Below are 25,698 nucleotides of genomic sequence, written 5' to 3'. Positions count from 1 at the left end.
AAGCAATCCCTACTCAGTCGCGGGTGGTGATGCGGATGGACGGCCGAATGCCGCGCTGGGGACCTCGTCCAGCGCGGCATTCGGGTCTAGCGGGTGATGTGGTTATACGTTGGCGTAGGCCAGTGAGGGGACACGGGCTACGGCGAACGAGGAGCGCAGGTAGAAGAACCAGGTGACCGTGGCCATGACCAGGAACGCGCCGGCGTAGGCCCAGAAGGCCGGGTTCATGCTGTGGAAGTTGATGTTGGACAGGCGAAGTGCCTGCTGGAGCAGGTAGCCACCGGACGCGCCGATCGCGCCGATGACACCGATCGCGGCACCCGCTTGACGCTTGGCCGAGGCGGCGGCGTCGGTGAGGTCGAGTCCCTGTTCGGACGCGTACTTCTTGGCCTCGGCGCTGAAGATGGACGGGATCATCCGGTAGGTCGAACCGTTGCCGATTCCGGTCAGCACGAACAGCAGCAGGAAGGCGACCAGGTAGAGCGGGAAGCTCTTGGCCTGTAATCCGGCCATGATCAGCACACATGCGACGGCCATACCGCCGAAGACGTAGATGGTCATCTTGGCGCCGCCGACTTTGTCGGAGATCCAGCCACCGAACGGACGGCTGAACGAGCCGACCAGCGCGCCGAGGAAGGCGAGGTTACCGAGGGTGGTGATCCAGCCGATCTTGGCCAGATCCGGGAAGTTGGCCTTGATCAGCGTCGGGAAGGCGAAGGAGAAGCCGATGAACGAACCGAAGGTGCCGATGTAGAGGAACGACATCACCCAGGTGTGCTTATTGGTCAGCGCCAGTTTGTAAGACTTGCCGTCGGCCTTGGCGGTGCTGATGCCGTCCATGTACCGCAGCGCGCCGAACATGGCGATCAGGATGAATGGCACCCAGACCAGCACCGACAGCGTGATGCCGAAGCGGTAGCCCGCCGCGTCCTTGGCCATGATGTGCGTGCCGAGGGTGATCAGCAGCGGCAGCACCAACTGGGTCTGCGCCACACCGAGATTGCCGCCCGCGGCGTTGATGCCGAGGGCCGCACCCTTTTTCCCTTCCGGGAAGAAGAACGAGATATTGGCCATCGATGACGAGAAGTTGCCGCCGCCGAAGCCGGCCAGTGCGGCAAGCACCATGAACACCCACATGGGGGTGCCGGGCTGGTTCACGAAGTAGGCCAGGCCGAGCGTCGGAATGAGCAGCATCCCCGCACTGAATGCGGTGAACGCGCGTCCGCCGAACTTCGGTATGGCGAAGGTGTACGGAATGCGCAGTGCCGCACCGACAAGCGTCGGGGTCGAGGTCAGCAGCAGGGCATTGCTCACCGCCGTCGGGTTGCCCTTGCCGAGTCCGGCCAGGAAGTCGAAGCCCGCCAAGCCCATGCTGGTCACCACGGTGCCCCAGATGACCCAGACGCTGAAGCCGAGATTCTCGGCGAAGACGGAGAAGATCAGGTTCTTGCGGGCGGTGAGTTTGCCGCCCGATTCCCAGAATTCGGTGTTGTCCGGTTCCCAGTGATCCAGCCAGCGCCCCCTTTTCTGGTGCGTGAATACTGGGGTGTCCGACTGCTGGCCGGTGGCAGCTACTGCGGCAGTCATCGGCTTCCTCTCGATCTGGCTCGGTGGGTTCGCCGAGCTGCGGTCGAGACAAAGGTAAAAGCCGGTTGTTGCGTGTGAATGGCCTGAAGTGACGTTCCAGGCAAATCCGACTCACATGGTGGCGAGTCGGTCGGTGACCTATTGGTTACCTCGTCGGCGCAAGAGTTTTCGGTCGGTTGACCAGAAGTCTAGCGGTCCGGGTATTCGGCGATCAGCGAGGCGAGGAAGCATCGCGCGGCTTGGGCCGCGCGTTCCGGATCGCCATCAATAACGGCCTGCACCAATTCATTGTGCTCCGCGTCGTAGGCATCGTCGGATTTCGCGGTCCGCGCCCGGATCACCTGTTCGATAATCGGCAGCAGCGAATCGTAGAACTCCAGATATACCGCGTTGTGGCTGGCGACGACGATCGCGCGGTGCAGTTCCACATCGGCCTCGATGGCCGCGAGATTCTGTTCATCCCAGTGCTGCTGGCTGCGTTCCTCGAGCAGTCGCCGCAGATTGGCGATATCGGTCTCGTCGCGCCGGCGCGCTGCCAAGGCCGCGGCATTGGTATCCAGGGCCATGCGCAGCTCCAGCACATCGCGTTCCTCCGCGTCGGCGAAGTACTTCGCGAGGGTGCCGCCGACCTCCGAGGCCGCTATGACATAGGTGCCCGAGCCTTGGCGACGCTCCAGCATCCCGGAGTGGACGAGCGCCTGCACCGCCTCGCGTACCGTATTTCTCCCGGTTCCGGTGAGCTCGGTGAGCTCGGGTTCGGTGGGGATTCGGGAGCCGATAGCCCAACGGCCGGAACGAATTTCGGCACGCAGCTGCTCGGTTACCTGGGCAATGAGGCTGGTCCGCCGGACGGGTTGCACGGCATCAGAGTACCGCCCGTCACAAATCCTTGCCTCCTATCATCGGGTCATCCTATGATTTCGCAAGTGACTGCGACTTTCCCGGAAACTATGACTCGCCCGGAATCCGTCCGGGTCGAGCGGCGCAAACGTGCACTGACGGAAGGCCGACTGCTCGTCCTCGCCGCCATTGTGATGTCCGCGCTCACCCTCCGGGTCGCCGTCACCGCGTTCTCGCCGCTGGCCGAGCGCATCGGCGCCGATATCGGTTACTCGACGGCCGTCGTCGGCATCTTCGGCATGATCCCGACTCTGATGTTCGCGGTTTCCGGTCTGCTCACACCGCTTTTCGTGCGCCGGATCGGGCTGGAGCGCACCGCACTCGTCGCGATGCTGATGGCCGGACTCGGCATGCTGATCCGGGCGCTGGTCGGCGGCACGGCCGAACTGCTGATCTTCTCCGCACTGGCCCTCGGCGGAATGGGCATCGGTAATGTGGTGATTCCGCCGCTGGTCAAGCGGTATTTCCCGGACCGGCTCGCGGTGGTCAGCTCGCTGTACATCACCATGGTCCAGCTCGGCACCGTGGTGCCCGCGCTGATCGCGGTGCCGGTTGCCGACGCGCACGGCTGGCGGATCTCGCTGGGGCTGTGGGCGATTCTCGGCTTCGCGGCCGCGCTGCCGTGGCTCGGTGTGCTGCGCGATCGCCGGGGCCACGATCGGGTCGACAGCACGGCGCTGCCGTCGCGAACCAAGGAGCCCAAGGGCAAGGTGTGGCGTTCGCCGGTGGCCTGGGGCATGGCGGGCATGTTCGGCATGACCTCGCTGACCACCTACGCCATGTTCACCTGGCTGCCCAAGATCCTGTCCGAGGCGGGTGCGAGCGCCGGGTTCGGCGGAACCATGGTCGGCGTGTTCGCGCTGGTCGGTCTGGTGTCGGCGTTCACCGCACCGACGGTGGTCGCCCGGTTCCGCAATCCGTTCCCGTTCGTAGTGGGTTGTGCCGTCTTCTTTTTCACCGCATTCGCCGGACTGCTGATCGCGCCGATGACTGTGCCGTTGCTGTGGGTCGTGCTGTTGGGCCTCGGCCCGAGCACCTTCCCGATGGCACTTACGCTGATCAATATGCGCACCAGGACCGCACAGGGTTCGGCCGCGCTGTCGGGCTTCACCCAGGGCGTCGGATATGCGGTGGCCTGCATCGGTCCGGTGCTGTTCGGCATGCTGCGCAGCGCGACCGAGGGCTGGGCCGCGCCGTTCGCGATGCTCGTCGTCGCGGTGCTGGTGTTGCTTACCGGAGCCTGGCAGGCCTGCAAGCCGCGCATGCTCGAAGACACCTGGAATTGATCGCGCCTTTCGAGTTGCGAGGTGATGTGATGGCGCGCATGCTGTGCGCGTCACACCTCACCAGCCGGTAATTCGGAGATCGGCTGTTTGTGACGTGTGGAAACCGGTGTGTCACATGCGCGAAACATTTGGTTGGAACTCACCCGGCTTTCCGGGGAATCGTGAGCAACCGTTGATTTGACGGTCATTTGGGGCAGCATTTCGGCAATACCCGTTTCCTACCGTGGGGCTAACCGATTTTGGGAGGCCCCTGTTGAGCACGCTGACGCGTAACCACAACATCGAGCATTGGGATGCCGAGGATGTCGCGGCCTGGGAGGCCGGTGGCAAAGACATCGCCAAGCGGAATCTGATCTGGTCGGTCTTCGCCGAGCACGTCGGGTTCTCGGTGTGGTCCATCTGGTCGGTCATGGTGCTGTTCATGCCCACCGATAAGTTCGGCATCGATCCGGCGGGCAAGTTCTTCCTGGTCGCCATGCCGACGCTGGTCGGTGCGTTTCTGCGCATTCCGTACACCGTGGCCACGGCGCGTTTCGGCGGTCGCAACTGGACCATCTTCAGTGCCACGCTGCTGCTCATTCCGACGCTGCTCACGCTGTACTTCATCAATCAGCCGGGCACCTCGTACACGACGTTCCTGGTCGTGGCCGGATTCGCCGGATTCGGTGGCGGCAACTTCGCCTCCTCGATGACCAATATCAATGCCTTCTACCCGCAGCGGCTCAAGGGTTGGGCGCTCGGGCTGAACGCGGGCGGCGGAAATATCGGCGTGCCCGTCATCCAGTTGGTCGGTCTGCTGGTCATCGCCACCCTCGGCAACGGCTACGCCTCGCTGATCTGCGCGATCTACCTCGTGCTGGTCGCGCTGGCCGGTGTCGGCGCCGCGCTGTTCATGGACAACCTGAAGAACCAGAAGGCCGATCTCACCTACATGATCACGGCGCTCAAGGTGCCGCAGTCCTGGGCGATCGCCTTCCTCTACATCGGCACCTTCGGTTCGTTCATCGGCTACAGCTTCGCCTTCGGTCAGGTGCTGCAGATCAGCTTCAAGGCCGGTGGCGACACCGCCGCGCAGGCCGCACTGCATGCCGCGCAGATCGCCTTCATCGGTCCGCTGCTCGGTTCGCTGGCCCGCCCGTACGGCGGCAAGCTGGCCGACCGGATCGGCGGCAGCCGGGTCACCTTCTACACCTTCGCAGTGATGACAGCGGCCGCGGTACTGGTCGGCGTGGCGAGCACCGCGGGCGACCGTAGCGGCGGCGTGCCCAGCGGTGCGGCGATGGTCGCGCTGGTCGTCGGATTCATCGCGCTGTTCGTGGTATCGGGTATCGGCAACGGAGCTGTCACCAAGATCATCCCGTCGGTCTTCGACGCCAAATCCAAGAGCCTGGACGCGAGTCCGGCCACCCAGGCCGCCTGGTCACAGAACACCTCCGGTGCGCTCATCGGTTTCGTCGGCGCGATCGGTGCGCTCGGCGGCGTCGGGATCAACCTGGTCCTGCGCTCCTCCTACGCCTCGACCGCATCGGCCACCACCGCCTTCTGGGTCTTCATGGCCTTCTACGTCGCCTGCGCCGCGGTGACCTGGCTGGTGTTCCTGCGCCGTCCGCGCGGCGGCGTCGACTCCGAGGTCGTCGTGGAGGCCGAGGCGCTCGTGCTCGAAGCCGAGGCAACCACCCCGTCCCAGTCCACCAGCACGTCGGCCCGAGCCTGACGCCGAATCATCAACGGAGGACAGTCATGAACTCGACAGTCGACCCCACCCAGCGCAAGACCGTCGTGGTCGTCGGCCACGGCATGGTCGGGCACCGGTTCGTGGAGGCGCTGCGGTCCCGGGACGAGGCAGGCCAGTGGCAGGTCGTCATCCTCAGCGAGGAGCAGCTGCCCGCCTACGACCGCGTCGGACTCTCGTCGTACGTCGGTACCTGGGATGCCGCCGCGCTGGCGCTTCCGGGTAACGAATACGCCGGTGACGCGTTGGTCGAGCTGCGCCTCGGCCAGACCGCGCAGTCCATCGACCGCGAGGCGCGCAAGGTCACCACCTCGGCGGGCGACACCATCGCCTACGACGCGCTGGTGCTGGCGACCGGTTCGTACCCGTTCGTGCCGCCGGTGCCGGGTCACGACCTGCCGGAGTGCTTCGTCTACCGCACCATCGATGACCTCGACGGCATCCGCGCGGCCGCCGCCGCGGCCGGACCCGGTGCGGCCGGTGTGGTCGTCGGCGGTGGTCTGCTGGGTCTGGAGGCGGCCAACGCGCTGCGCCTGCTCGGCATGACGCCGCATGTCGTGGAGTTCAACCCCCGTCTGATGCCCGCCCAGGTCGACGAGGGTGGTGGCGCCATCCTGGAGAAGCTGGTCACCGATCTCGGGCTGCAGGTGCACACCGGTGTCGGCACCGCTTCGATCGAGACCGTCGCGGACGCGGGAGCGGCTGAGCGCCTGAAGATTACGCTCTCCGACGATTCGGTCATCGACGCCGGACTGGTGGTCTTCTCCGCCGGTGTTCGCCCGCGCGACCAGATCGCCCGCGACAGCGGCATCGAGGTCGGCCCGCGCGGTGGCATCATCACCGACCTCGGTCTGCAGACCTCCGATCCGAACATCTACGCGATCGGCGAATGCGCTGCGGTGGAAGGCGTTTGCTACGGCCTGGTCGCCCCCGGCTACACCACCGCCGAGATCGTCGCGGACCGATTGCTCGGTGGCGCAGGCGAATTCCCCGGCGCGGATATGTCGACCAAGCTGAAGCTGCTCGGCGTCGACGTCGCCAGCTTCGGTGATGCGCACGGCACCACCGAGGGCGCGCTATCGGTCGTACTGCACGACGCCGCCAAGGGCACCTACGCGAAACTCGTCGTCTCCGATGACGCGCAGATCCTGTTGGGCGGCATCTTGGTCGGCGATGCGACCGCGTACTCGGCGCTGCGTCCGCTGGTCGGGCGTCCGCTGCCCGCCGAACCGGCCGCATTGATCTCGCCCGCCGGCGCCGAACTCGGTGCCGACTCGCTGCCCGACGATGCCCAGATCTGCTCCTGCAACAACGTTTCCAAGGGTGCGATCTGCGGGGCCATCGAAGAGGGCGCCTGCGATATCGCGAGCGTCAAGAAGTGCACGTCCGCCGGAACCTCTTGCGGCGGTTGCGTTCCCATGCTCAAGAAGCTGCTCGAGCAGTCCGGCGTCGAGATGTCCAAGGCGCTCTGCGAGCACTTCTCGCAGTCGCGGGCCGAGCTGTTCCAGATTGTCCAGGCCACCGGCATCCGCACCTTCTCCGCCCTGATCGCCAAGCACGGCACGGGCACCGGCTGCGATATCTGCAAGCCGACGGTCGCCTCCATCCTGGCTTCCACTTCGAGCGATCACATCCTCGACGGTGAACAGGCCGCGCTGCAGGACACCAACGACCACTTCCTGGCGAATCTGCAGAAGAACGGCACCTACTCGGTGGTGCCGCGGATGCCCGGCGGTGAGGTCACCCCGGATCAGCTGATCACCATCGGTCAGATCGCCAAGGAATTCGACCTCTACGTCAAGGTCACCGGCGGTCAGCGCATCGACTTGTTCGGCGCCCGCGTCGAACAGCTGCCGCAGATCTGGCAGCGCCTGGTCGATGTCGGCATGGAATCCGGGCACGCGTACGGCAAATCGCTGCGCACCGTGAAGAGCTGCGTCGGCTCCACTTGGTGCCGCTACGGTCAGCAGGATTCGGTCGGCATGGCCGTGCAGCTGGAGAAGCGCTACCGCGGCCTGCGTTCGCCGCACAAGCTGAAGCTGGCCGTGTCCGGGTGCGCCCGCGAATGCGCCGAGGCGCGCGGTAAGGACGTCGGCGTGATCGCCACCGAACAGGGCTGGAACCTGTATGTGGGCGGTAACGGCGGTCTGACCCCGAAGCACGCGGTGCTGCTCGCCGGTGAACTCGACGACGAGACGCTGATCAAGTACATCGACCGGTATCTGATGTTCTACATCCGCACCGCCGACCGGTTGCAGCGCACCGCGCCGTGGCAGGAGGCGCTGGAGGGCGGCATCGATTACCTCAAGCAGGTCGTGTGCGAGGACAGCCTCGGTATCGCCGAGGATCTGGAGGCCGCCATGGCCCAGCATGTCGCCGGTTACCGCGACGAATGGGCCGCGGTGCTCGAGGACGAGGAGAAGCTGTCGCGTTTCGTGTCCTTCGTCAATGCCCCGGAAGAGACCGATCCGACCATTTCGTTCGATGAGACCGGGGAACGGAAGGTGCCGGTGTTGCTCGGCATGCCGGAAATCCCGGTCGCCACACGCGGGCAATAGCCGCTTAACCCCGAAGAAACAGGACGCCTGTACCAATGGATAAGGCGTTTGGAGGATGACACCGATGACCGTGATGGACACCCCCGGCATTGCCACTGCTACCACTGTGTTGACCCACCCCCTAGGCTCCGCCGACTTACCATCCCCTTCGGGTTGGACGCAGGCGTGCCGACTCGACTACCTGATTCCCGGCCGCGGCGTCGCGGTGTTGCTGAAGGGCGGCCGTCAGGCCGCTCTGTTCCTGATGACCGACGGCACGCTCGCCGCCGTCGGCAATATTGATCCGATCGGCCGCGCGGCAGTGATGTCGCGCGGGATCGTCGGTGACCGCGCCGGTATTCCGGTTGTGGCCTCACCGCTGCTGAAGCAGGCGTTCTCGCTTCTGGACGGGCGCTGCCTGGACGACGATTCGGCGACGCTGCCGGTTTACGCGGTGCGCGTCGAGGGCGGCATCGTTTCGGTTTCCAACGACCCGGTCGATGCCGGGCTCGTCGCCGCGGACGGTGGATAAGCATGACGACAATCGATACGGGCGCCTGTCTGGCCGGTTTCACGGTCGGCGTCACGGCCGCCAGGCGGGCCGATGAGTTCGCCACGCTGCTGACCCGACGGGGCGCCGGTATCGTCGCCGCTCCCGCTATCCGCATCATCCCGCTGGCCGACGACACCGAACTGGAGCGGGTGACCCGCGACCTCGTGGCCGATCCGCCACAGATCGTGGTGGCCACCACCGGCATCGGATTTCGCGGCTGGATGGAAGCGGCCGAGGGCTGGGGCATTGCCGAGGATCTGCGGCTGACGCTGTCGTCCACCAGGATGCTGGCGCGTGGGCCGAAGGCCAAGGGCGCCATTCGTGCCGCCGAACTGCGCGAGGAATGGTCGCCCGCATCGGAGTCTTCCGCCGAGGTGCTCGACCACCTGCTCGCCGAGGGGGTGGAGGGTGTGCGGATCGCGGTCCAATTGCACGGCGCGACAACCGAATGGGAGCCGGTACCCGACTTCTGCGAGGTATTGCGTTGTGCCGGTGCGGATGTCGTCGCGGTGCCGGTGTATCGCTGGGTGCCGCCGGATGATCAGGGTCCGATGGACAGCCTGATCGAGGCCATCATCACCTCCAGCCTGGACTGCGTGACCTTCACCAGTGCGCCCGCCGTGGCGTCGATGTTGATGCGCGCCAAGGAAACCGGGCTGCTGGAGGGTGTGCTGCACGCACTGCGCGGACGGGTGCTGCCCGCCTGCGTCGGACCGATCACCGCGGCTCCGCTGGAGGAGCTGGGTGTGCCGACCTCGATGCCGGGACGGGCGCGCCTCGGTGCGCTGGCCCGGCACGTCGCCGAGGAATTGCCGCGGCGCGCCAATCGAATTCAGGCCGCCGGACACACCATCAGCGTGCGCGGTGCGTGCGTAGTGGTCGACGGTTCCGTGCGCCAGCTCGCGCCCGCGCCGATGGCACTGATGCGATCGCTGGCACGGCAGCCCGGCCGGGTGGTTTCCCGGGAGGATCTGCTCGCGGCGCTGCCCGGCGGCGGTGACGACACCCATGCTGTGGAGACCGCGATCGCGCGGCTGCGTGCTGGGCTGGGTACCCCGAAAGCCATTCAGACCGTGGTCAAGCGGGGCTACCGGCTGGCGCTGGACGCCGCGGATTGCGCCGATGATTTTCCGCGCACCGTCGCCAACGGCCGTGCGCCGGTAGCGGGCATCGGTACCCCGGCCCGCGCGCCGAGGTACGCACAGCCTGCGGGGAGCTGGTGACGGCTCCGGCCCTGGTCCTGGTCGCACACGGCACCAGGAGTACCAGGGGTGTGCAGATGATCGCCGCGCTCGCCGAGGCGGTCGCTGACGAGTTCAGCAGGACGGCGGCCGGTGGGATGGGAGCAAGCGGGGTGGGTGAGCTCGGCGTCGCGATTTCGGGGCGCGACGCCGATACCTCCACGGCGCCGGTTTGTGCACCTCGCGCCGTTGCTCGTGGGCAGGAGGCGACCGAGAAGCCCTGGGTGCGTACCGCTTTCGTGGATGTGCTCGGCCCATCGCCGTCCGAGGTGCTGCGTGATCTGACCGATGCCCAAGGGGAATCGGTTCCTGCCGTTGTGGTTCCGGCCTTCCTCGCCTCCGGATATCATGTGTATCAGGATGTGCCGCGCGAGGTGGCCGAGAGCGGTCATCCCGAGGTCGCGGTGACACCCGCGATGGGACCGGATCCGGCATTGGCCCGCATCATGGCCATGCGACTGCGCGCCGCAGGCCGGCGCCCGGGTGACGCGGTGGTCTTCGCGGCGGCCGGATCATCGGATGCCCGTGCACGCCAGGACGTTCGGCGCGCAGCGAGCATGCTGGCCGAACATCTGGGTGTCCCGGTTCGCATCGGTTACGTCGCCACCGGAGCCCCGCGCGTACCGGAAGTCGTTGCCGAACTTCGTGAGTCGGGCGCAAAGCGCGTCTTCATCGCCTCGTATCTGCTGGCCCACGGTCTGTTCCAGCAGCGCCTGCACGAGGCGGGCGCCGACGGCGTCGCCGAACCTATCGGCGTCCACCCGGCCGTCGTCCGCCTGATCGCCGACCGCTACCGCACTGCCGCCCGCGAGCTGGTCCGTGCGCGTGCGATTTGAGTGGCTGTCGAAAAAGGTGTAGCACACCGTAGCAAGAAAGCTACACTGAACTCATGTCTCAGCCTGAGCGGGTTTCGGTGCGTGAACTGCGCAATCACGTCAGTGAGGTGCTGCGACGAGTCGAGGCGGGCGAGACCCTCGAAGTCACCGTGAACGAGCGTCCGGTTGCCCTGTTGGTGCCTCGCCGCGAGCGTCCGGCCACTGTGGCAACGCGGGCATTCCTCGCTGATCTGCCGCTCGCCGATCCCGGTCTGCGTGATCAGCTTGCGGATGAGTTGACCGAGACTACTGACGACACCGCAGGTCCGTGGCGGTGAGCGAGCGCATGAGCATCGGCCTGCTCGACACGTCGGTATTTATCGCGCGCGAAAGTAACCGGCGCATCGACATCGACCTGCTTCCGGAGGAATCGGCGGTGAGCGTGGTTACCTTCGCTGAGTTGCGGTGGGGTGTGCTGATGTCCGTCGATGACGAGTCCCGCTCCCGCAGGCTGGATACATTGACCGCAGCGCAACGCTTGCAGCCGATTCCGATCGATGAGCGTGTTGCTGCGGCGTGGGCGCTACTGCGGCAGCGTCTGAAGGCGGCGGGGACGAAGATGGAGATCAACGATTCGTGGATTGCCGCGACTGCGATGGCACACGGATGGCCGATAGTGACCCAGGACACCGGGTTTTCCTCTGTCGTGCCGGAGCTGACTGTCATTCAGGTATAGCCAGGCCGCCCCGGGGTTCGCTCAGGCGGATCGGCGTGGAGTGCGGGTGAACGAGGCGCGGTAGGCGCTCGGGGGTAGGCCGACGTGGCGGATCATGTGTTGGCGCAGGGATTCCGCGGAGCCCATGCCGCTGTGGCGGGCCACCTGGTCCATGGGCAGGGTGGTGGACTCGAGGAGTTCTCGTGCGCGCTGAATGCGTTGGTGCAGTAGCCATTTCTGCGGGCTGAGGCCGGTTTCCTCGTGGAAGCGCCGGGTGAGGGTACGTACGCTCGTGCGGGCGTGGGTGGCCAGATCGTCCAGGGATAGGGGAGTGTCGAGGCGTTCCAGAGCCCAGGTGCGGGTGGCCGAGAGGGTGCGGCCGTTCTCCGGCGGCAGTGGCGAGTCGACGAATTGGGCTTGGCCGCCGGGGCGTACCGGGGTTACGACCGCGGCGCGGGCCGCGGCATTGGCGACCGTCGCACCGTAGTCGGTGCGAATCAGGTGCAGGCACAGGTCGATTCCGGCGGCGGCACCGGCGGCGGTGGTCACCGGTCCGTCCTCGATGAACAGTGCGTCGCTGCGCACGGTCACATCGGGGAACATCTCGGCGAGTTCGTCGGCCAGACCCCAGTGCGTGGTCGCGGTGCGGCCGGACAACAGCCCGGCCTGGGCCAATACGAATGCGCCACTGCAGATCGAAGTGACGCGCTTGCCTTGATCGACGGCCTGGCGCAGTGCCGCGATGGTGGCCGCATCGGCGGTCCCTCGACTGCCGGTGCTCGGCACGATGACGGTATCCGCTTCGTCGAGCGCATCCAGTCCGCGCGGCACCACGACATCGAAACCGCCCAGCGCGCCGGGAACAATGCCCGGTTCGGCGGTGCACACCACCATCCGGTAACACGGCTCACCGTCGACCGTCACCGAGCCGAGCATGGTTCCGGGCATGGCGAGTTCGAAGGGCTTCACCGGCGCGACGGCGACAACGGCCACGGTCTTCATGGCTGGATCCTTGGGATAGATGGCTAACCGGCCACTAGTCTAGCGCTCCCGCACCGGGCAATGTTGACGGCACGCGATCGGCAGATTGCCTAGATTGCGTGAATCATCTTGTCTCAGAAGGGAAGTCGCATGCCTTCGCATGTCATCATCGGCCGGGGCGCCACCGCCTCGGCAACTGCGGTCCGATTGGCCGAGTCCGGCGACCAGGTGCGGATGATCAGCCGCAGCGGGACCGGCCCGCAGCATCCCGACATCGAACTGATCGCGACCGACGCCGTGGACGCGACCGCGCTCACCGATCTCGTCAAGGGCGCGGACACCGTATTCAATACCGCGATGCCCGCCTATCACACCTGGCCGGAGGCGGTACCGCCACTGTTCAGCGCCATACTGTCGGCCGCGGAGCAGTCCGGTGCGAACTACGTGATGCTCGGCAATCTGTACGGCTACGGCCCGGTGGACAGTGTGGTCACCGACGACACACCGCTGGCGGCCACCGGACCCAAGGGGCGGGTGCGCGCGCGGATGTGGCTCGATGCCAAGGCGGCCCACGATGCGGGCCGGGTGCGGGTCACCGAGGTCAGGGCGGGCCAATTCCTCGGCCGCGGTGCGGTATCGCTGTTCTCGCTGCTGGTGCAGCCGAAAGTGATTGCGGGCCAACTCGCTCTGGTCCCGCAGGACCTGGATCTGCCGCACTCCTACACCGCGATCGGTGACGCGGCCGCCGCACTCGTCGCGGTCGCGCGCAGCGAAAACGCTTGGGGGCGTGCCTGGCTCGCCCCGACCATCACCAGCACCCTGCGTGCGGCCGCCGAGCGCTTCGCCGCAACAGCGGATGCCCCGAAGCCGCGGCTCGAGGTGATGACGGACCGCGAACTGACCCTGCTCGGCCACACCGACCCGTTCTGGGCCGAATTGTTCGAGACTTACCACATGTCGCATCGCGAGTTCACCGTCGACGACGCCACCACCCGGGAGACCTTCGGACTCACCGCGAGCAACCTCGACGATGTCTTCGCGGAGGTGGTTTCGGCATCCTGATCGGGCCTGACGACGGCGACATCCCGAGGGTGTGAAATGCCGCGGTCTCGGTCCGGTAGTGCCGTAGGTTGGCCGCGGCAGGCTTTCCGAAATCCCCGGGGAGGCGTTGTGACGGGAGCCGACGACAACACCGCGCGAGCGGCCGAGACCGGTCCGACGGTCTTATTGCCCGAACTCCTGCGAGCGGGCACTGTTGCGGACGCGGTCGCTCTGCGTGACGGTGCGCGCACGATGACCTATCAGGAGTTGGACGAGGAATCGTCCAGATGGGCGCGCGAATTGATGGCCGGTGGTGCGGGACCGGGCGAGTTCGTGGTGGCAGCGCTGTCGCGGCCGCTCGAATCCGGGCTGGCGCTCTGGGCGGTCGCCAAGACCGGCGCGTGTTTCGTTCCGGTCGACCCGACCGAACCGTCGCGCCGAATCGCGACGGTGATCGCGGATTCCGGTGCACGGCAGGGGATTACGGTCGCCGCCGTCAGGCGGGATCTGCCCTGGCACGGCATCGACTGGCTGATGTTCGATGACTCGGCCGCGGCCGGTCGAGCCGCCCGTCGCCCCGCGACCCCGATCGACAATGTCCACCGGGCGCGGGCACTACGACCCGGCCACCCGGCGTATCTGCTCTACCCCTCGGATCCGACGGGTACCCCGAAGGGTGTCCTCGTCACCCACCGCGAGCTCGACCCCCGCACCCCGCATCCGCCCTCTGCCGGGCACCCGATGTCGTAGCCGGGCACACTGTGTGTGGGTGCCCGGCTATCAGACGGGGTGCCCGGTCTCAGGCGTTGTCGTACGCGTCCTGCAGAACCTTGATATCGAGCTTGGACATGGACTGCAGCGCCGCGGCGGCGGCGCCGATCTTGGTGGGGTTCACACCGTCCATGAGGGCGAGCAGGGGCGCGGGTACGACCTGCCAGGACAGGCCGTAGCGGTCGGTGAGCCAGCCGCACGGCCCGGGCGCACCGCCATCGACCAGGGCGTCCCACAGGCGATCGACCTCGGCCTGGGTATCCACGATCACCTGGATCGATGCGGCATCCGTGAACGGATGTCCGGGACCGCCGTTCATCAGGGTGTACGGGTGACCGTCGAGTTCGATCGAGACGATGAAAGCCGAGCCGTCGGGGTGGCGATTGACATCCACGATGCGAGAGTTGGGGATCAGCGCGGTGTAGCGGGCGGCGGCTTCCTCGGCGTCGTTGTCGAACCAGAGGAAAGTGTTGACCGACATGGTGGGCTCCTTGGGTTGGTTATGACCTGCTGTCACCCTTCGGTCGGAGCTGCCCCGACGTCTTCGACGTATCTCGCGAAATTTTTTGAAGAATTTTTCGTGCAGGTCAGACGCTCGCGACGGCGATGAAGCGGTCGGGAGTGATCGTGATCAGCACCCGCGCGCGCTCCACCTCGCCCAGCACCGGCCCACTGCCGTACTTCTCCCAGATGCGCTGGGTCCACACGCCATCCGCATCGATGGTCAGCTCGGCATCCCCGATCACCCGCACCTGCCGATTCGGCCGCTGCCCGCCGTCCCGCGAGCCCACAACTTCCCGATCGATTACCAACCCCACTCGCGGATTCGCCAGAATCCGCCGCAAATGCGGCCGCCCCGCCCAGCTTGTCAGCCGAAAAGCCTGCTGATCCCACAGAAACCACATCGGCGTGACATGCGGATATCCGGCCGCGTCGATGGTGGCCAGGTGCGCGACGATATCGCTGGCCAGCAACCCGGCAATCTCGGCTCGACGTAACGCCCGCATCCAAACCCCTTGATTCGAACTTATGTTCGAGTCTACCTCAGGGCAGTCGTGATCCCGGCCGAGGACAAGGTGCGGGTAGTGCTGTCGACGCTGACGTCGACCGTCACCGCCTCAGACCGTTTTGATCGCCCCGCCGTCGGCCAAATAGTCTGCGCCGGTGAGATTTCCGGACACATCGGACGCCAGGAAGGTCACTAGTGCCGCGGTCTCGTGTGGTTCGGTGAGTCGGCCAGTGGTGATGCCCATCCGTGCGGGGGCTTGGGCGAGGAATTCGTCGAGGGTTATTCCGTTTTGGGCGGCGACGTCGGCGGCGTAGCCGTCCGGGGCCGACCAGTTGCGGGTGCGGGTGGGGCCGGGGGAGACGGTAAGCGCGCGCAGGCCCTGCGCGCCGAACTCTTCGGCGAGTGCTTTGGTGAGATTGTTCAAGGCGGCTTTCGCGGTGCCGTAGTCGACGGGGTGGTAGGCAGCGCGCGCGCCGATGGAGGAGACGTTGATGATCACGCCGCGTTGCCGGAGCAGGCTGGGCAGGGCGTGGCGGGTGACCCGGACGGTGCCGAACAGGTTGAGTTCGTAGGTGCGCTGCCAGGCATCGTCGCCGATGTCGAGGAAGCCGGCGGCGTCGGCGCTGCCGGGGACGACGCCGCCGACATTGTTGATGAGGATATCGATCTCGCCAAGGATCTCGGTGGCGCGTTCGATCAACACAGTGGCCCCTTCTGGGGTGGCCAGGTCGACGGTCACGGCGGTGGAAGGGCCGTTGAGTTCGCGGAGTTCGGGCGTGATTGTGCGCGCGGCGGCGACGACCCGCACGCCTTCGGCCGTGAGTGCCCGGACGATTTCCAGGCCGATGCCTTTGCTCGCCCCGGTGACGATGGCGGTCTTGCCTGTGAGTTGCAGATGCATGGACTCTCTTTCTTGAACTGAAGTTACAAATCAAGAGCAGCATGCCTGCCCTCTGCTGATGACCTGCTTTACCGAACCGAACGATGAATTACAGTGCCCGCATTGCTGTTTCGACCAGTCCCGCGAGCCGGGCCGGGCGAGGGTCGGCCTTGGCGAGCACCCGCATTCCGTTGATGGTCACCAGTAGGAAGTTGGCTGCGGTCTGGGAATCCAGATCCTTGGTGAACTCCCCGGCGCGCTGCCCCTCCTCGATGGCGCTCCGGAAGGCATCGTGCTGCCGATCGAAAATGCGCCGCACGAGCAGCTCGACCGTGTCGTCGCCGCCCAGCTCGACTGCGGTATTCGTGGCCAGGCAGCCGCGGCGTTCTGTGTCGTCGCGGGCCGCGTCGAGCACCATGGTCAGCGCGGCGCGGACCCGATCCCGCGGTGAGCCCGGCCCGTCGAGCAGATTGATCAACCGCGCCGTTTCGTGCGCCTGATATCGGCGCAGCGCCCGCTCGAACAGGTCCCGTTTGCCCGTGAACGCGTTGTACAGGCTGCCTCGGCCGACACCGATCGCGTCGAGAAGATTCTGTGGCGTGGTCCGGGCGTATCCCTTGCGCCAGAACACCTCCATCGCCTTGGCGACCGCATCGTCGGGATCGAAGCTCTTCGTACGTGCCACGAGATCCACGGTAGAGATTCTGTAATCGCAAGTCAAATATCCAGCGAGGGGTGCCGGCGATCCGGTTCAGTGCTCTCGGTAGTAGTCGGCGAGGGTGTGGAATGCGGCCTTCGGTTCCCATGGCAGGTCCGGATAGGTGTCGCCCTTGCGGTTTTCGAAGACTTTGACGATGCCGTAACTGGCCAGGTCCAGGTCATCGCGTGGGTCACCATCGGGGCGGTGCGGATGGTCGTGCAGGGCCAGGGTGAATACGAAGGCGCTGTCCACGCCCTTGGCGTCGAAGATCTCGAGTAGCTCGCGGATGTAGGCGGCCTGGCCTGCCTCGTCGCGGCGGTAGTCGCCGTTCACGCGCAAAGGCGCGCCGGTATCCGGGTCGTGTTCGACGATCTCCAGTCCGAGTGCGCCGCGATCGCCCGCGCCGTGGAAGGTGGCCGCGCCGAATTCGGTGATTGCGAGCGGCTTGCCTTGGGCGACAAGGGTTCCGACGCCATCGGCGAACCGGTCGGCGATCTCGGCGGACCGATACAGATCCGCCGAGGCAATGTCGAAGGGGTCCCAGTCGACGTGTTCGAGCGGCACCGCGGCATAGGTGATTTTGCCGCCGAAATGTTCCCGGACCACCGCGACCGCTTTGCCGAGGAATTCATTGACCCGCGCGCTGACCTCGCCGATCTGCTCGCGCGGCCGATCCGGTCGCAACAGCAGCTCGAGCCGCTCGTCGATATCGCGGCCGGGCAGGAATCCGTGGTTCATCAGACTCAGTTCCGCGCCGGTCACGAAGACAACCTCGGCTCCATGCTGTCGCAGTCTTTCCGCGCGCTGGGCGCAGTCGGCGAACAGCGCGAGCACTTCCTCGGGTTCGAGCTCCAGCGGATAGGGCGAGAACCAGACCTCCAGGCCGAGTTCGGCGGCGTAGGTCGCGGCGAGCTCGATTCGATCCGGATCGCCGCCCATCACACGTATTGCGTTGCAGTGCAGGTCATCTCGAATGATGCGGAGCTCCCGCTCGACCTCCGCCGCGTCGAACGGCTGCCGGGACAGCCCGCTTTTGCCGAGGAAGCCGGTGCTGTAACTGATGCCCTTTGCGCGCATGGTGCATTCCTTCTATCCAACAGGGCTAAGGTACTTCTAGTACCTTAACTCCTCAGTACTCAGGCGTCACGCTCTTGTCGGAAGGTACGATGAGTTTCGGTTGGCGAAAGGTGGCAGGTGTGGAACAACTCGGGCAAACGCGGCGGCGTGGTGCAGCGCTCGAGGAGGCGATCCTGCGCGCCGCGGCAGAGGAGCTGACCGAATCCGGATACGCCGGACTGACCATGGACAAGGTCGCGGCCCGCGCGGGCACCAACAAAAACGCCATCTACCGCCGTTGGCCGAATCGCCTCGCACTCGGCATCGCCGCCTACCGGCAGCTGACCACCGCCGTTCAGCCCCCCGATACCGGGAATCTGCGCGAGGACGTACTCGAGATGCTCCGCCGCGCCAACCGCCACTGGAGCTCACCCCTCGGCGCGGTCATGCGCGACTTATTGGCGGCGGCCGGTGGCGCGGCGGAACTGCTCGCGCAGCTACCCGAGCACTCCACGGACTCCGGTGCCGCCACCTGGCTGACCATTCTCGGCCGCGCGGTCGCCCGCGGTGAGGCCGCACCCGAGGCCCTGCATCCACGGGTCGCCACAGTGGCAATCGTCTTGTTGCGCAACGAATTCGTGCTGCGCGGGATCCCGACCGCACCCGATGATGTGCTGGTCGAAATCGTCGACGAGGTGTACCTGCCGCTGGTGCGGCAGCGGACCCCGGGCTGACTAGGCGCAGTCGGGGGCGTCGGCGTCTTCGAAGAGCGGCTTACCGGTGGGCGGCGCGTAGACGACGTCGAGGACGAGCGGGTCGGGTCCGAGATTGCGGCCGATGTGCACGTTCCAGGCGCCCTCGGGTTCGTAGATGAAATCGCCGGTGTGGAAGACCGGGGCCACGCAGTCGGGGCCCGGATGGGTGAGGGTGCCCGAGCGGACGAAGCCGAAGACCGGACCGTAGTGATAGTGCCAGCCGGTGGAACCGCCTGGCGCGATGGTGATTTCGCGGACGACCAGGTCGGTGCCCGCGACGAACGGCAGCAGGCCCGCGGGGATCTGCGCTTGGGCGAGGGTGACCGCGGTGATATCGGTACCGGGCGTCGCATGTGCGGTCGCGGCGCCGAATACGGAACCGCCCAGGACGACCGCCACGGCCGCCGCACGCGTAAATGACGTCATCGCCGCAGCCTAACCCCGAAGACGCCGCAGCAAAAGGATGAGATTGCCGCTGTCGCTGGGGTATTCGTTCGTTTTGGGCGAATTGCGTAGCTATCGTGTGGTGAGGGCCGGAGAGTTCACGAATTGTTCGTGCGTGGGAAGCGGTGTCGAGTTGCGTGATGCGCTGGGGCCGTAGAGCATCGGTGCCGTGCCGTCGAATCCGATGAACCCCGCTGGCGATCTTCCGGATACCGGAATTCCCGCTGCCAACGCCGCCCATATGACCATGGACGAGCAGCACGAGTGGCATCGGAACTACCTACGTCGGCACCCGGTCTCCCGGCGCAATGTGCTGCGCGGTACCGCGGCGGCCGCCGCGGCCGCGGCCGTCGGCACCTCACCGTTCGGCAGGCGCGCCTACGCCGAGGACGCGCAGCTCGCGGTCGGCGGTCGACGTGTCGGATATGGAGCGGATGCGACCAGTCAGCTCCGGTTCGCCGGTCAGCTCTCCCGGCCACCGGCCGGTACCAAGGTCTTCCTGGACCACGGCCCGACGCCGGCGCTCGGCGGCACCATCGAGGCCGAGGTGCGCAATCTGCTGACCCAGGTCCCCTCCGCAGACGGCGGTGTCCTCGCAGCCGAACAGTTCTACGTGCACGCCCCGGTCGACGGCCTACCCGGACGCGTGCCGCACTTCTATCGCTGGCGCACCTCCGACGGCTTCACCGGCGATATCCGTGCCGCCGCACCCGCGATGCCGAGTGCGCGTAGCGCCATCCTGCCGTTCCGGTTCACCATGATGGGCGATCAGGGCACCGACGAGACGCCGGCGCTGCCGCAGGGCACCGTGTCCGGCGACTACGACGACAAGTACTACAAGGCCGATAACGATCCGAACGCGCCGCACGCGAGCAATGTGCTGCGCCAAATCGCCGCCGCCAAACCGGATTTCCACATTCTCGCCGGTGATATCGCCTACGCCGACCCATCCGGCGGGGGCAAGCCGAACGAATTCGTCGCCAACGGCGCGAAGCTCGAATCCGGTTTCGACAAGTACAACCCCTACGTCTGGGATGTCTACTTCGGGGCCATCGAACGCAGTGCCGCCGAGACACCGTGGATGTTCGCCACCGGCAACCACGATATGGAAGCGACCTACGGCCAGCACGGCTACGGCGGACATCTGGCGCGGTTGGACTTCCCCGGCAACGGCCCCGCGGGCTGCCCGTCGGCATATTCGTTCACCTACGGCAATGTCGCGGTGCTCTCGCTCGACGCCAATGACGTCAGCTATGAGATCAAGGCCAATGCCGGGTATTCCGGTGGGGCGCAGACGAGTTGGGTGCAGCGCACTCTCGCCGCCTACCGCGCGGACCCGAATATCGACTTCCTGGTGTGCTTCTTCCACCATTGCGCGTACTCGACCACCGACGCCCACGCCAGCGACGGCGGCGTGCGCGACGCGTGGGCCGGATTGTTCGACCGGTATCAGGTGGATCTGGTGCTGCAGGGCCACAATCACGTCTACGAACGCACGGATCCGATCCGCGCCGGCGCCGCGACCAGGATCGCCGCGGACAATTCGATCGTCTACCCGGATACGGACGGCACGGTCTATTACACCGTCGGCGGTGGCGGCCGACCGCGCTACGACTTCCAGCCCGGTTCGCAGGAAACGTTCCGCGGCCACGAATTACCGGACACGACGGTCCCGAACAGCTATGTGTGGACCGCGTCCGGCGGCAAACAGGACGAAGCGGCTTCCTGGTCGCGAGTGCGGTTCCGCAACTACTCGTTCCTGCGCGTCGATGTCCGGCCCGGCATCTTCGCCAGCGAGATGGATGTGGTCGCGGTGGACGAATACGGCCGGGAATTCGACAAACTCACCTTCCGCCGCCTGGTCCACTGAACCGCTATTTCTCCTTCGGCGGCAGCGAACGCGCATAGCTGACGCCGCGGTCGACCCATTCATCGAGCGCTTCGTCATCGGCGACGGCCGCGCCGTCGACCCGCAGCCAGTTGTTCATTTCGCGACCGCCCATCACCATCGTGCCGACGTATTCGCGGGCGAGCAGGGTGGTGCTCTCCTGCGGGTCGACGCGGACGAGTAGACCGCCCGTCCGGCTCGCCGCTACCGCCATATTGCCGTTGATCAGGAAGGCGAGACCGCCGAACATCTTCTTTTCGCTCACGTCGGGTGTCGGGTCGATCAGCTCCCGGATCCGATCGGCGAGCACTTTGTCATAGGCCATACCGCATTGTCGACCAGGGCACCGACAAGTGTCGGCTATGCGCCCAGCGCGGCGGCGAACAGCGGCCAGGACTGGTGGACGTCGTCCTGCCAGTACGACCAGGCGTGCGTTCCCGCCGGACGGAGATTCACGGTGGCGGGTATGCCTGCCTCGGCCAGCCGATCCACGAAGGGGCCGGTGCAGCCATCGATGACGGTCTCCATGACACCGCCGACCAGCATGCGGTCGAGCAGCCGGACCGGATTGCCATCGATGCCGACATCGCCGAGGGTTTCGTGTACTCCCGGTGCGCCATTGCCCGACGAGACGTAGAGCGCCAAGCCGCGCAGCCGGTCCACGTGCAGCATCGGATCGTGCTCGGCCCAGGCGGGATTGTCCGGGGCGCCCCACATGTTGCCCGCATTCGCGCCGAAGACCGCGAGCTGGGAGTGCAGATAGGCGATGGCGGCGGGGTCACTGGTGCGCGGGCAGCCACTGTAGGCACCTACAGCCTGATAGAGGCCGCGCGCGCCGATGGCCAGATTCAGTGCCGAGGTCGCCGACATCGACAGGCCCGCAACGGCATTGCGCCCCGTCATACCGAAACGCGTTTCCAGCAGCGGCGGCAGCTCCTTGGTCAGGAACGTCGTCCACTTGTTGCGGCCCAGGACCGGATCGTCGTCGAGCCAATCGGTGTAGTAACTCGCGCGCCCACTCATCGGCACGATCACATTGACGTTCTTATCCGCGAAGAAATCCGCGACATCCGTGCGGCGCGTCCACGGTCCGCCGTCCTCGCCGCCATCGATCGCATTGAGCAGATAGAGCGCGGGCGCACCTGCACCGGGATGCGACATCCACAGTGTGATGGGCCGATTCATCGCCGCCGAATGGACCACGACCTCGAACTGCCGCCCGCCGAGCGGCCGGACATCGAGGATCCGGGAGCCGGGATCGGCTGCGGCGGTTACAGGAACGGTCGCGGCGTAGACCGCCAACAGGAAAACCAGGCATCGCGTGAGGGAGCGCAGCGAGCGAACCATCGGCACAGCGCCCATCGGGCGTGCCGGAACCGAGCGCCAGCGAGGTGTAGGCACGAGCCGGTACATGGGTCGAATTCCTATCACGGCCGTCGGCGCGTCCTCGGGATTCGACAAGCGTGTTTGCCGGGAAAGCACACAGCCCCGCTCTCCCGATCAGGGAGGACGGGGCTGCTGGGCATCGGGTGAGAGGACCCGAACCCGGGGGTCAGCGCCAGGTTTCGGGCGTGACGGGGGCATCCCACGCACGCGCGTAGCGACGCTTGTCCGGGGCGTTGGATTCCTTTGCGCGATACACGATGTACGGCCGGGTCAGGTAGCCGACGGGCGCACTGAACATGTGGACCAAGCGGGTGTAGGGCCAGATGGCGATGAGTGTCAGCACTACGAGACCGTGCAGCTGGAAGGTCCACGGAGTGCCGACCATGAGCTCGGGCTCCGGATGGACCGTGAAAAGGCTACGGAACCACGGGGATACGGTCTCGCGATAGTTGTAGGTGCCCCACAGCAGATTGCTGCCCCAGGTATTGAGCAGACCGGTGATCAGCGCGGCGGCCAGCAGAACATACATGAGCTGGTCATTGCGCGTGGTGGCCTTGCGGACGGCGGGAACGGTGATGCGGCGGTAGAGCAGGATGCCGACGCCGAGGATGACCGCGAGTCCGGCGACCGAACCCGCCGCGACCGCGACCTCGTGGTAGGTGTGCTCGGAGACGCCGACGGCGTCGGTCCAGGATTCCGGGATCAGCACGCCGAGCACGTGCCCGCCGATGACCCCGAGCATGCCGAAGTGGAACAGCGGGCTGCCCAGCCGCAGCAGGCGGCTCTCGTAGATCTGGGAAGAGCGTGTGGTCCAACCGAATTGGTCGTTGCGGTAGCGCCACAGGTGGCCGAGCACGAACGAGGTGAAGGCCACGTAGGGCAGCGTCATCCAGAAGGCGGTGGTCATCGGCGGGCTTCCGATCCGTCGAACAGCGAGGGGTCCATGGCGAAGGGGTCGAGACCGACCTCTTCCTCGGGCGGTCCCTGGGCGGCGAGTTCGGCGATGCGACGCCGGTCCGCAGTGGTCAGCGGCGGCAGAGTGGCGACGACGGCGGCCAGCACTCCGGCGTACGGGGATCCGTTGTCTTCCAGCGACAGCCGCAGGAGTTCGATCACCGGAACGTGTTCGCCCAGCAGACGTTCACCGCCGATCGGGTCGACGGTCGCGGCGAATTCCAGCAGCACCGGCAGGTGGTCGGGCAACTCCTCGTCACCGAGTTCGACACCGGCGTGCCGGTAGGCGTGCTTGAACCGCAGCAGTGCCATACCGCGTTTGCGGGTGTCGCCGTAGGCGTAGAACGTGAGGTGCATGCTGGAACGGCGGCGCATATCGAAGGTTTCGACGTACTGCTGTGCCAGCGTGATCGGCGGGGTGGCACGCAGGTGGTGGATGAACTCCAGCAGCGACGCGCCTACCACGTCCGGCAATTGCGTTGCGGCATCATCGATCTGGTCGACGGTCGCCAACATCTGCTCGCTCGGATAGTCGAGCAGCAGCGCGGCGATCCGCCACACCAGGCGGCAATCGCGCTCGGACAGCTGAGCGACGGGCTCGGGCCTGCGGCGCACCTTCAGCAGTGCCATCATGCGCCTCCGGGTGTCAGCGGATTCATTTGGTCGCTCCGGTCGGCGTAGGCGTGACGGAACCGTTGGTCGAGCCATTCGTGGCCACACCGTTTTTCGCCGAACCGCTGGTCCCGTTCACACCGTGCCCATTGGCCCCATTGCCATTGCGCGCGGTCGGCAGCAGTCCGTCGGTATTGCGCCCATCCCAGTTCAGCAAATTGATCCGATTCGACTTCTCATCCGGCGCCGCGCCATTGGTATCGGTCAGATGGAACTTCTCCACCATCGTGTCGAATGCCGTCATACCCGGTCCGCCGTCGGTATCCAGGCTGCATCCGGTCGCCAGCGAATCCAGTTCGTGCGCCTGCGTAGTCGCGCCGTGCGGAATCACGTATCGGTGTTCGTATTTCGCGATGGCCAGCAGCCGGTACATCGCCTCGATCTCCTCCGGCTCCAACCGCACCGAGGGTGCGATCGACGGATCCGGCTCCATACCGAGATTCACCGACCGCATGAACGACCGCATGGCCGCCAGCCGCTGCAGCGACGCCCGCACCGGCCCGATCTCACCGGCGGTGAACAGTTCGGCCAGGTACTCCACCGGAATGCGCAGTGCGTCGATGGCGCCGAACAGATTCGACGCGTCCTCGGCATCGTGTCCGGTCTCGGAGAGCACATCCACCACCGGCGACAGCGGCGGCACGTACCAAACCATCGGCATGGTGCGGTATTCCGGATGCAGCGGCAGCGCGATCTGGTAATCGACGATCAATTTGTAGACCGGCGAATTCTGCGCGGCCTCGATCCACTCCGGCGAGATCCCGGCCCGCTCGGCCTGCGCGACCACTCGCGGATCATGCGGATTGAGGAACACCCCGAGCTGTGAGGGGTACAGATCCTTGGTTTCGGTGACCGAGGCCGCCGCCTCCACGGCATCCGCGTCGTACAGCATGACGCCGATGTAGCGCAGCCGGCCGACGCAGGTCTCCGAACAGACCGTCGGAATACCGACTTCCACGCGCGGGTAGCAGAACGTGCACTTCTCCGCCTTGCCCGTCTTGTGGTTGAAGTAGATCTTCTTGTACGGGCAGCCGCTGACGCACTGTCGCCAGCCACGGCATTTGTCCTGGTCGACGAGCACAATGCCGTCCTCGGACCGCTTGTAGATCGCACCCGACGGGCACGAGGCCACACACGACGGATTGAGGCAGTGCTCGCAGATCCGCGGCAGGTAGAACATGAAGGTCTGTTCGAACTCCAGCTTCACCTGATCCGACAGCTTGGCCAGCAGCGGGTCCTTGCCCACCTGCTCCGGTCCGGAGCCCAGGTCGTCATCCCAGTTGGCGCCCCAGGTGATCTTCGTATCCTGCCCGGTGATCAGCGATTTCGGCCGCGCGACCGGGCTGGTGTCCATCGCGGGCGCGGACAGCAGGTTGTCGTAGTCGTAGCTCCACGGCTCGTAGTAGTCGGAGACCGTGGGCAGATCCGGATTGGCGAAGATATTGAGCAGCCGCTTCAGTCGCGAGCCCGACTCGAGGGTCAGCTTGCCGCGCTTGTTGAGCCTCCAGCCGCCCTTCCACTTCTCCTGGTCCTGGTACTGCCGTGGATAACCCTGTCCGGGACGGGTTTCCACATTGTTGAACCACATGTACTCGGTGCCGCCGCGGTTGGTCCACGCCTGCTTGCAGGTGACGCTGCAGGTGTGACACCCGATGCACTTGTCCAGGTTCATCACCATGGCCATCTGTGCCATGACACGCATGTCAGTACTCCACTTCCTGCGAGCGACCATCGAGCGGAGCGTCGTGACCTCGTCGGATCATGTCAGTACTCCACTTCTTGGTTGCGTCCATCA

The 25,698-nt window shown here is 66.0% G+C and carries 26 protein-coding genes; 12 read left to right on the top strand and 14 right to left on the bottom strand.

Going from position 1 to position 25,698, the window contains the following annotated elements:
- Positions 1-102 precede the first annotated feature (102 nt).
- On the bottom strand, positions 103-1,587 hold the full coding sequence (locus tag ACZ60G_RS00635; protein WP_465806032.1) for an MFS transporter: 1,485 nt from the start codon (positions 1,585-1,587) through the stop codon (positions 103-105).
- A gap of 188 nt (positions 1,588-1,775) precedes the next feature.
- Entirely contained in the window at positions 1,776-2,447 is a 672-nt protein-coding gene (locus ACZ60G_RS00630) for a FadR/GntR family transcriptional regulator (protein ID WP_387290001.1), read from the bottom strand.
- Positions 2,448-2,513: 66 nt separating this feature from the next.
- On the opposite strand from ACZ60G_RS00630, the gene ACZ60G_RS00625 reads away from it, so the two are divergent.
- The 8 genes from ACZ60G_RS00625 (at position 2,514) to ACZ60G_RS00590 (ending at position 11,387) form a co-directional block, all read left to right on the top strand.
- Positions 2,514-3,773, top strand: a complete 1,260-nt coding sequence (locus ACZ60G_RS00625; protein ID WP_465806031.1) for an MFS transporter — start codon at positions 2,514-2,516, stop codon at positions 3,771-3,773.
- A 250-nt stretch (positions 3,774-4,023) separates the two neighbouring features.
- Positions 4,024-5,487, top strand: coding sequence for a nitrate/nitrite transporter (locus ACZ60G_RS00620; RefSeq protein ID WP_465806709.1), 1,464 nt, complete (start codon positions 4,024-4,026; stop codon positions 5,485-5,487).
- Between the two features lie 26 nt (positions 5,488-5,513).
- Entirely contained in the window at positions 5,514-8,063 is a 2,550-nt protein-coding gene (gene nirB, locus ACZ60G_RS00615) for a nitrite reductase large subunit NirB (protein WP_465806030.1), read from the top strand.
- 64 nt (positions 8,064-8,127) lie between these two features.
- Positions 8,128-8,574 (top strand): nitrite reductase small subunit NirD, encoded by a 447-nt coding sequence (gene nirD / locus ACZ60G_RS00610; protein ID WP_465806029.1) that lies wholly within the window; start codon positions 8,128-8,130, stop codon positions 8,572-8,574.
- 2 nt (positions 8,575-8,576) lie between these two features.
- Positions 8,577-9,818, top strand: coding sequence for a uroporphyrinogen-III synthase (locus ACZ60G_RS00605; protein WP_465806028.1), 1,242 nt, complete (start codon positions 8,577-8,579; stop codon positions 9,816-9,818).
- Positions 9,815-10,672, top strand: a complete 858-nt coding sequence (locus ACZ60G_RS00600) for a sirohydrochlorin chelatase (RefSeq protein WP_465806027.1) — start codon at positions 9,815-9,817, stop codon at positions 10,670-10,672. The genes ACZ60G_RS00605 and ACZ60G_RS00600 overlap by 4 nt, the downstream gene beginning before the upstream one ends.
- A 53-nt stretch (positions 10,673-10,725) precedes the next feature.
- Positions 10,726-10,989 carry a type II toxin-antitoxin system Phd/YefM family antitoxin gene (locus tag ACZ60G_RS00595; protein ID WP_465806026.1) on the top strand — a complete coding sequence of 88 codons (264 nt, stop codon included), beginning with the start codon at positions 10,726-10,728 and terminating at the stop codon, positions 10,987-10,989.
- Positions 10,986-11,387, top strand: coding sequence for a PIN domain-containing protein (locus ACZ60G_RS00590; RefSeq protein ID WP_465806025.1), 402 nt, complete (start codon positions 10,986-10,988; stop codon positions 11,385-11,387). The genes ACZ60G_RS00595 and ACZ60G_RS00590 overlap by 4 nt, the downstream gene beginning before the upstream one ends.
- Positions 11,388-11,408: 21 nt before the next feature.
- On the opposite strand, the gene ACZ60G_RS00585 is transcribed toward ACZ60G_RS00590, so the two are convergent.
- Positions 11,409-12,368 (bottom strand): GlxA family transcriptional regulator, encoded by a 960-nt coding sequence (locus tag ACZ60G_RS00585; RefSeq protein WP_465806024.1) that lies wholly within the window; start codon positions 12,366-12,368, stop codon positions 11,409-11,411.
- Between the two features lie 129 nt (positions 12,369-12,497).
- Here ACZ60G_RS00585 and ACZ60G_RS00580 point away from each other — a divergent pair, with 129 nt between their 5' ends.
- The gene (locus tag ACZ60G_RS00580) at positions 12,498-13,409 is read left to right on the top strand and encodes an NAD-dependent epimerase/dehydratase family protein (protein ID WP_465806023.1); all 912 of its coding nucleotides are present in this window, start codon (positions 12,498-12,500) and stop codon (positions 13,407-13,409) included.
- A gap of 108 nt (positions 13,410-13,517) precedes the next feature.
- A complete protein-coding gene (locus tag ACZ60G_RS00575) occupies positions 13,518-14,138 on the top strand; it encodes an AMP-binding protein (protein ID WP_465806022.1) in 621 nt (206 codons plus the stop codon).
- A 49-nt stretch (positions 14,139-14,187) separates the two neighbouring features.
- Here the strand turns inward: ACZ60G_RS00575 and ACZ60G_RS00570 are convergent, their stop codons facing one another.
- From ACZ60G_RS00570 to ACZ60G_RS00550, 5 genes are all read right to left on the bottom strand, one after another.
- Positions 14,188-14,640 (bottom strand): VOC family protein, encoded by a 453-nt coding sequence (locus ACZ60G_RS00570; RefSeq protein WP_465806021.1) that lies wholly within the window; start codon positions 14,638-14,640, stop codon positions 14,188-14,190.
- Positions 14,641-14,746: 106 nt separating this feature from the next.
- Positions 14,747-15,166, bottom strand: a complete 420-nt coding sequence (locus tag ACZ60G_RS00565; RefSeq protein ID WP_433525238.1) for a pyridoxamine 5'-phosphate oxidase family protein — start codon at positions 15,164-15,166, stop codon at positions 14,747-14,749.
- 111 nt (positions 15,167-15,277) lie between these two features.
- On the bottom strand, positions 15,278-16,069 hold the full coding sequence (locus ACZ60G_RS00560) for an SDR family oxidoreductase (RefSeq protein ID WP_465806020.1): 792 nt from the start codon (positions 16,067-16,069) through the stop codon (positions 15,278-15,280).
- Positions 16,070-16,157: 88 nt separating this feature from the next.
- The gene (locus ACZ60G_RS00555) at positions 16,158-16,733 is read right to left on the bottom strand and encodes a TetR/AcrR family transcriptional regulator (RefSeq protein ID WP_465806019.1); all 576 of its coding nucleotides are present in this window, start codon (positions 16,731-16,733) and stop codon (positions 16,158-16,160) included.
- A gap of 66 nt (positions 16,734-16,799) precedes the next feature.
- Positions 16,800-17,825 carry a hypothetical protein gene (locus tag ACZ60G_RS00550; protein ID WP_465806018.1) on the bottom strand — a complete coding sequence of 342 codons (1,026 nt, stop codon included), beginning with the start codon at positions 17,823-17,825 and terminating at the stop codon, positions 16,800-16,802.
- 119 nt (positions 17,826-17,944) lie between these two features.
- On the opposite strand from ACZ60G_RS00550, the gene ACZ60G_RS00545 reads away from it, so the two are divergent.
- On the top strand, positions 17,945-18,538 hold the full coding sequence (locus tag ACZ60G_RS00545; protein ID WP_465806017.1) for a TetR/AcrR family transcriptional regulator: 594 nt from the start codon (positions 17,945-17,947) through the stop codon (positions 18,536-18,538).
- On the opposite strand, the gene ACZ60G_RS00540 is transcribed toward ACZ60G_RS00545, so the two are convergent.
- Positions 18,539-18,985 carry a cupin domain-containing protein gene (locus ACZ60G_RS00540; protein WP_063041205.1) on the bottom strand — a complete coding sequence of 149 codons (447 nt, stop codon included), beginning with the start codon at positions 18,983-18,985 and terminating at the stop codon, positions 18,539-18,541.
- Positions 18,986-19,172: 187 nt separating this feature from the next.
- Here ACZ60G_RS00540 and ACZ60G_RS00535 point away from each other — a divergent pair, with 187 nt between their 5' ends.
- Positions 19,173-20,873 carry a metallophosphoesterase gene (locus tag ACZ60G_RS00535; protein WP_465806016.1) on the top strand — a complete coding sequence of 567 codons (1,701 nt, stop codon included), beginning with the start codon at positions 19,173-19,175 and terminating at the stop codon, positions 20,871-20,873.
- 4 nt (positions 20,874-20,877) lie between these two features.
- On the opposite strand, the gene ACZ60G_RS00530 is transcribed toward ACZ60G_RS00535, so the two are convergent.
- The 5 genes from ACZ60G_RS00530 to narH all read right to left on the bottom strand — a co-directional run bounded on the left by ACZ60G_RS00530 (position 20,878) and on the right by narH (position 25,605).
- Entirely contained in the window at positions 20,878-21,216 is a 339-nt protein-coding gene (locus ACZ60G_RS00530) for a TfoX/Sxy family protein (protein ID WP_465806015.1), read from the bottom strand.
- 35 nt (positions 21,217-21,251) lie between these two features.
- Positions 21,252-22,253 (bottom strand): alpha/beta hydrolase, encoded by a 1,002-nt coding sequence (locus ACZ60G_RS00525; protein ID WP_465806014.1) that lies wholly within the window; start codon positions 22,251-22,253, stop codon positions 21,252-21,254.
- A gap of 190 nt (positions 22,254-22,443) precedes the next feature.
- Positions 22,444-23,184 carry a respiratory nitrate reductase subunit gamma gene (gene narI, locus ACZ60G_RS00520; protein ID WP_465806013.1) on the bottom strand — a complete coding sequence of 247 codons (741 nt, stop codon included), beginning with the start codon at positions 23,182-23,184 and terminating at the stop codon, positions 22,444-22,446.
- Positions 23,181-23,861 (bottom strand): nitrate reductase molybdenum cofactor assembly chaperone, encoded by a 681-nt coding sequence (narJ, locus tag ACZ60G_RS00515; RefSeq protein WP_465806707.1) that lies wholly within the window; start codon positions 23,859-23,861, stop codon positions 23,181-23,183. The genes narI and narJ overlap by 4 nt, the downstream gene beginning before the upstream one ends.
- Positions 23,862-23,886: 25 nt before the next feature.
- The gene (gene narH, locus ACZ60G_RS00510; protein ID WP_465806012.1) at positions 23,887-25,605 is read right to left on the bottom strand and encodes a nitrate reductase subunit beta; all 1,719 of its coding nucleotides are present in this window, start codon (positions 25,603-25,605) and stop codon (positions 23,887-23,889) included.
- Positions 25,606-25,698 lie beyond the last annotated feature (93 nt).

This window comes from Nocardia sp. NPDC102475, from assembly GCF_055584605.1.
The sequence above is the reverse complement of the archived record's forward strand: the minus strand, read 5'-3'. Positions and strand labels throughout refer to the sequence as shown.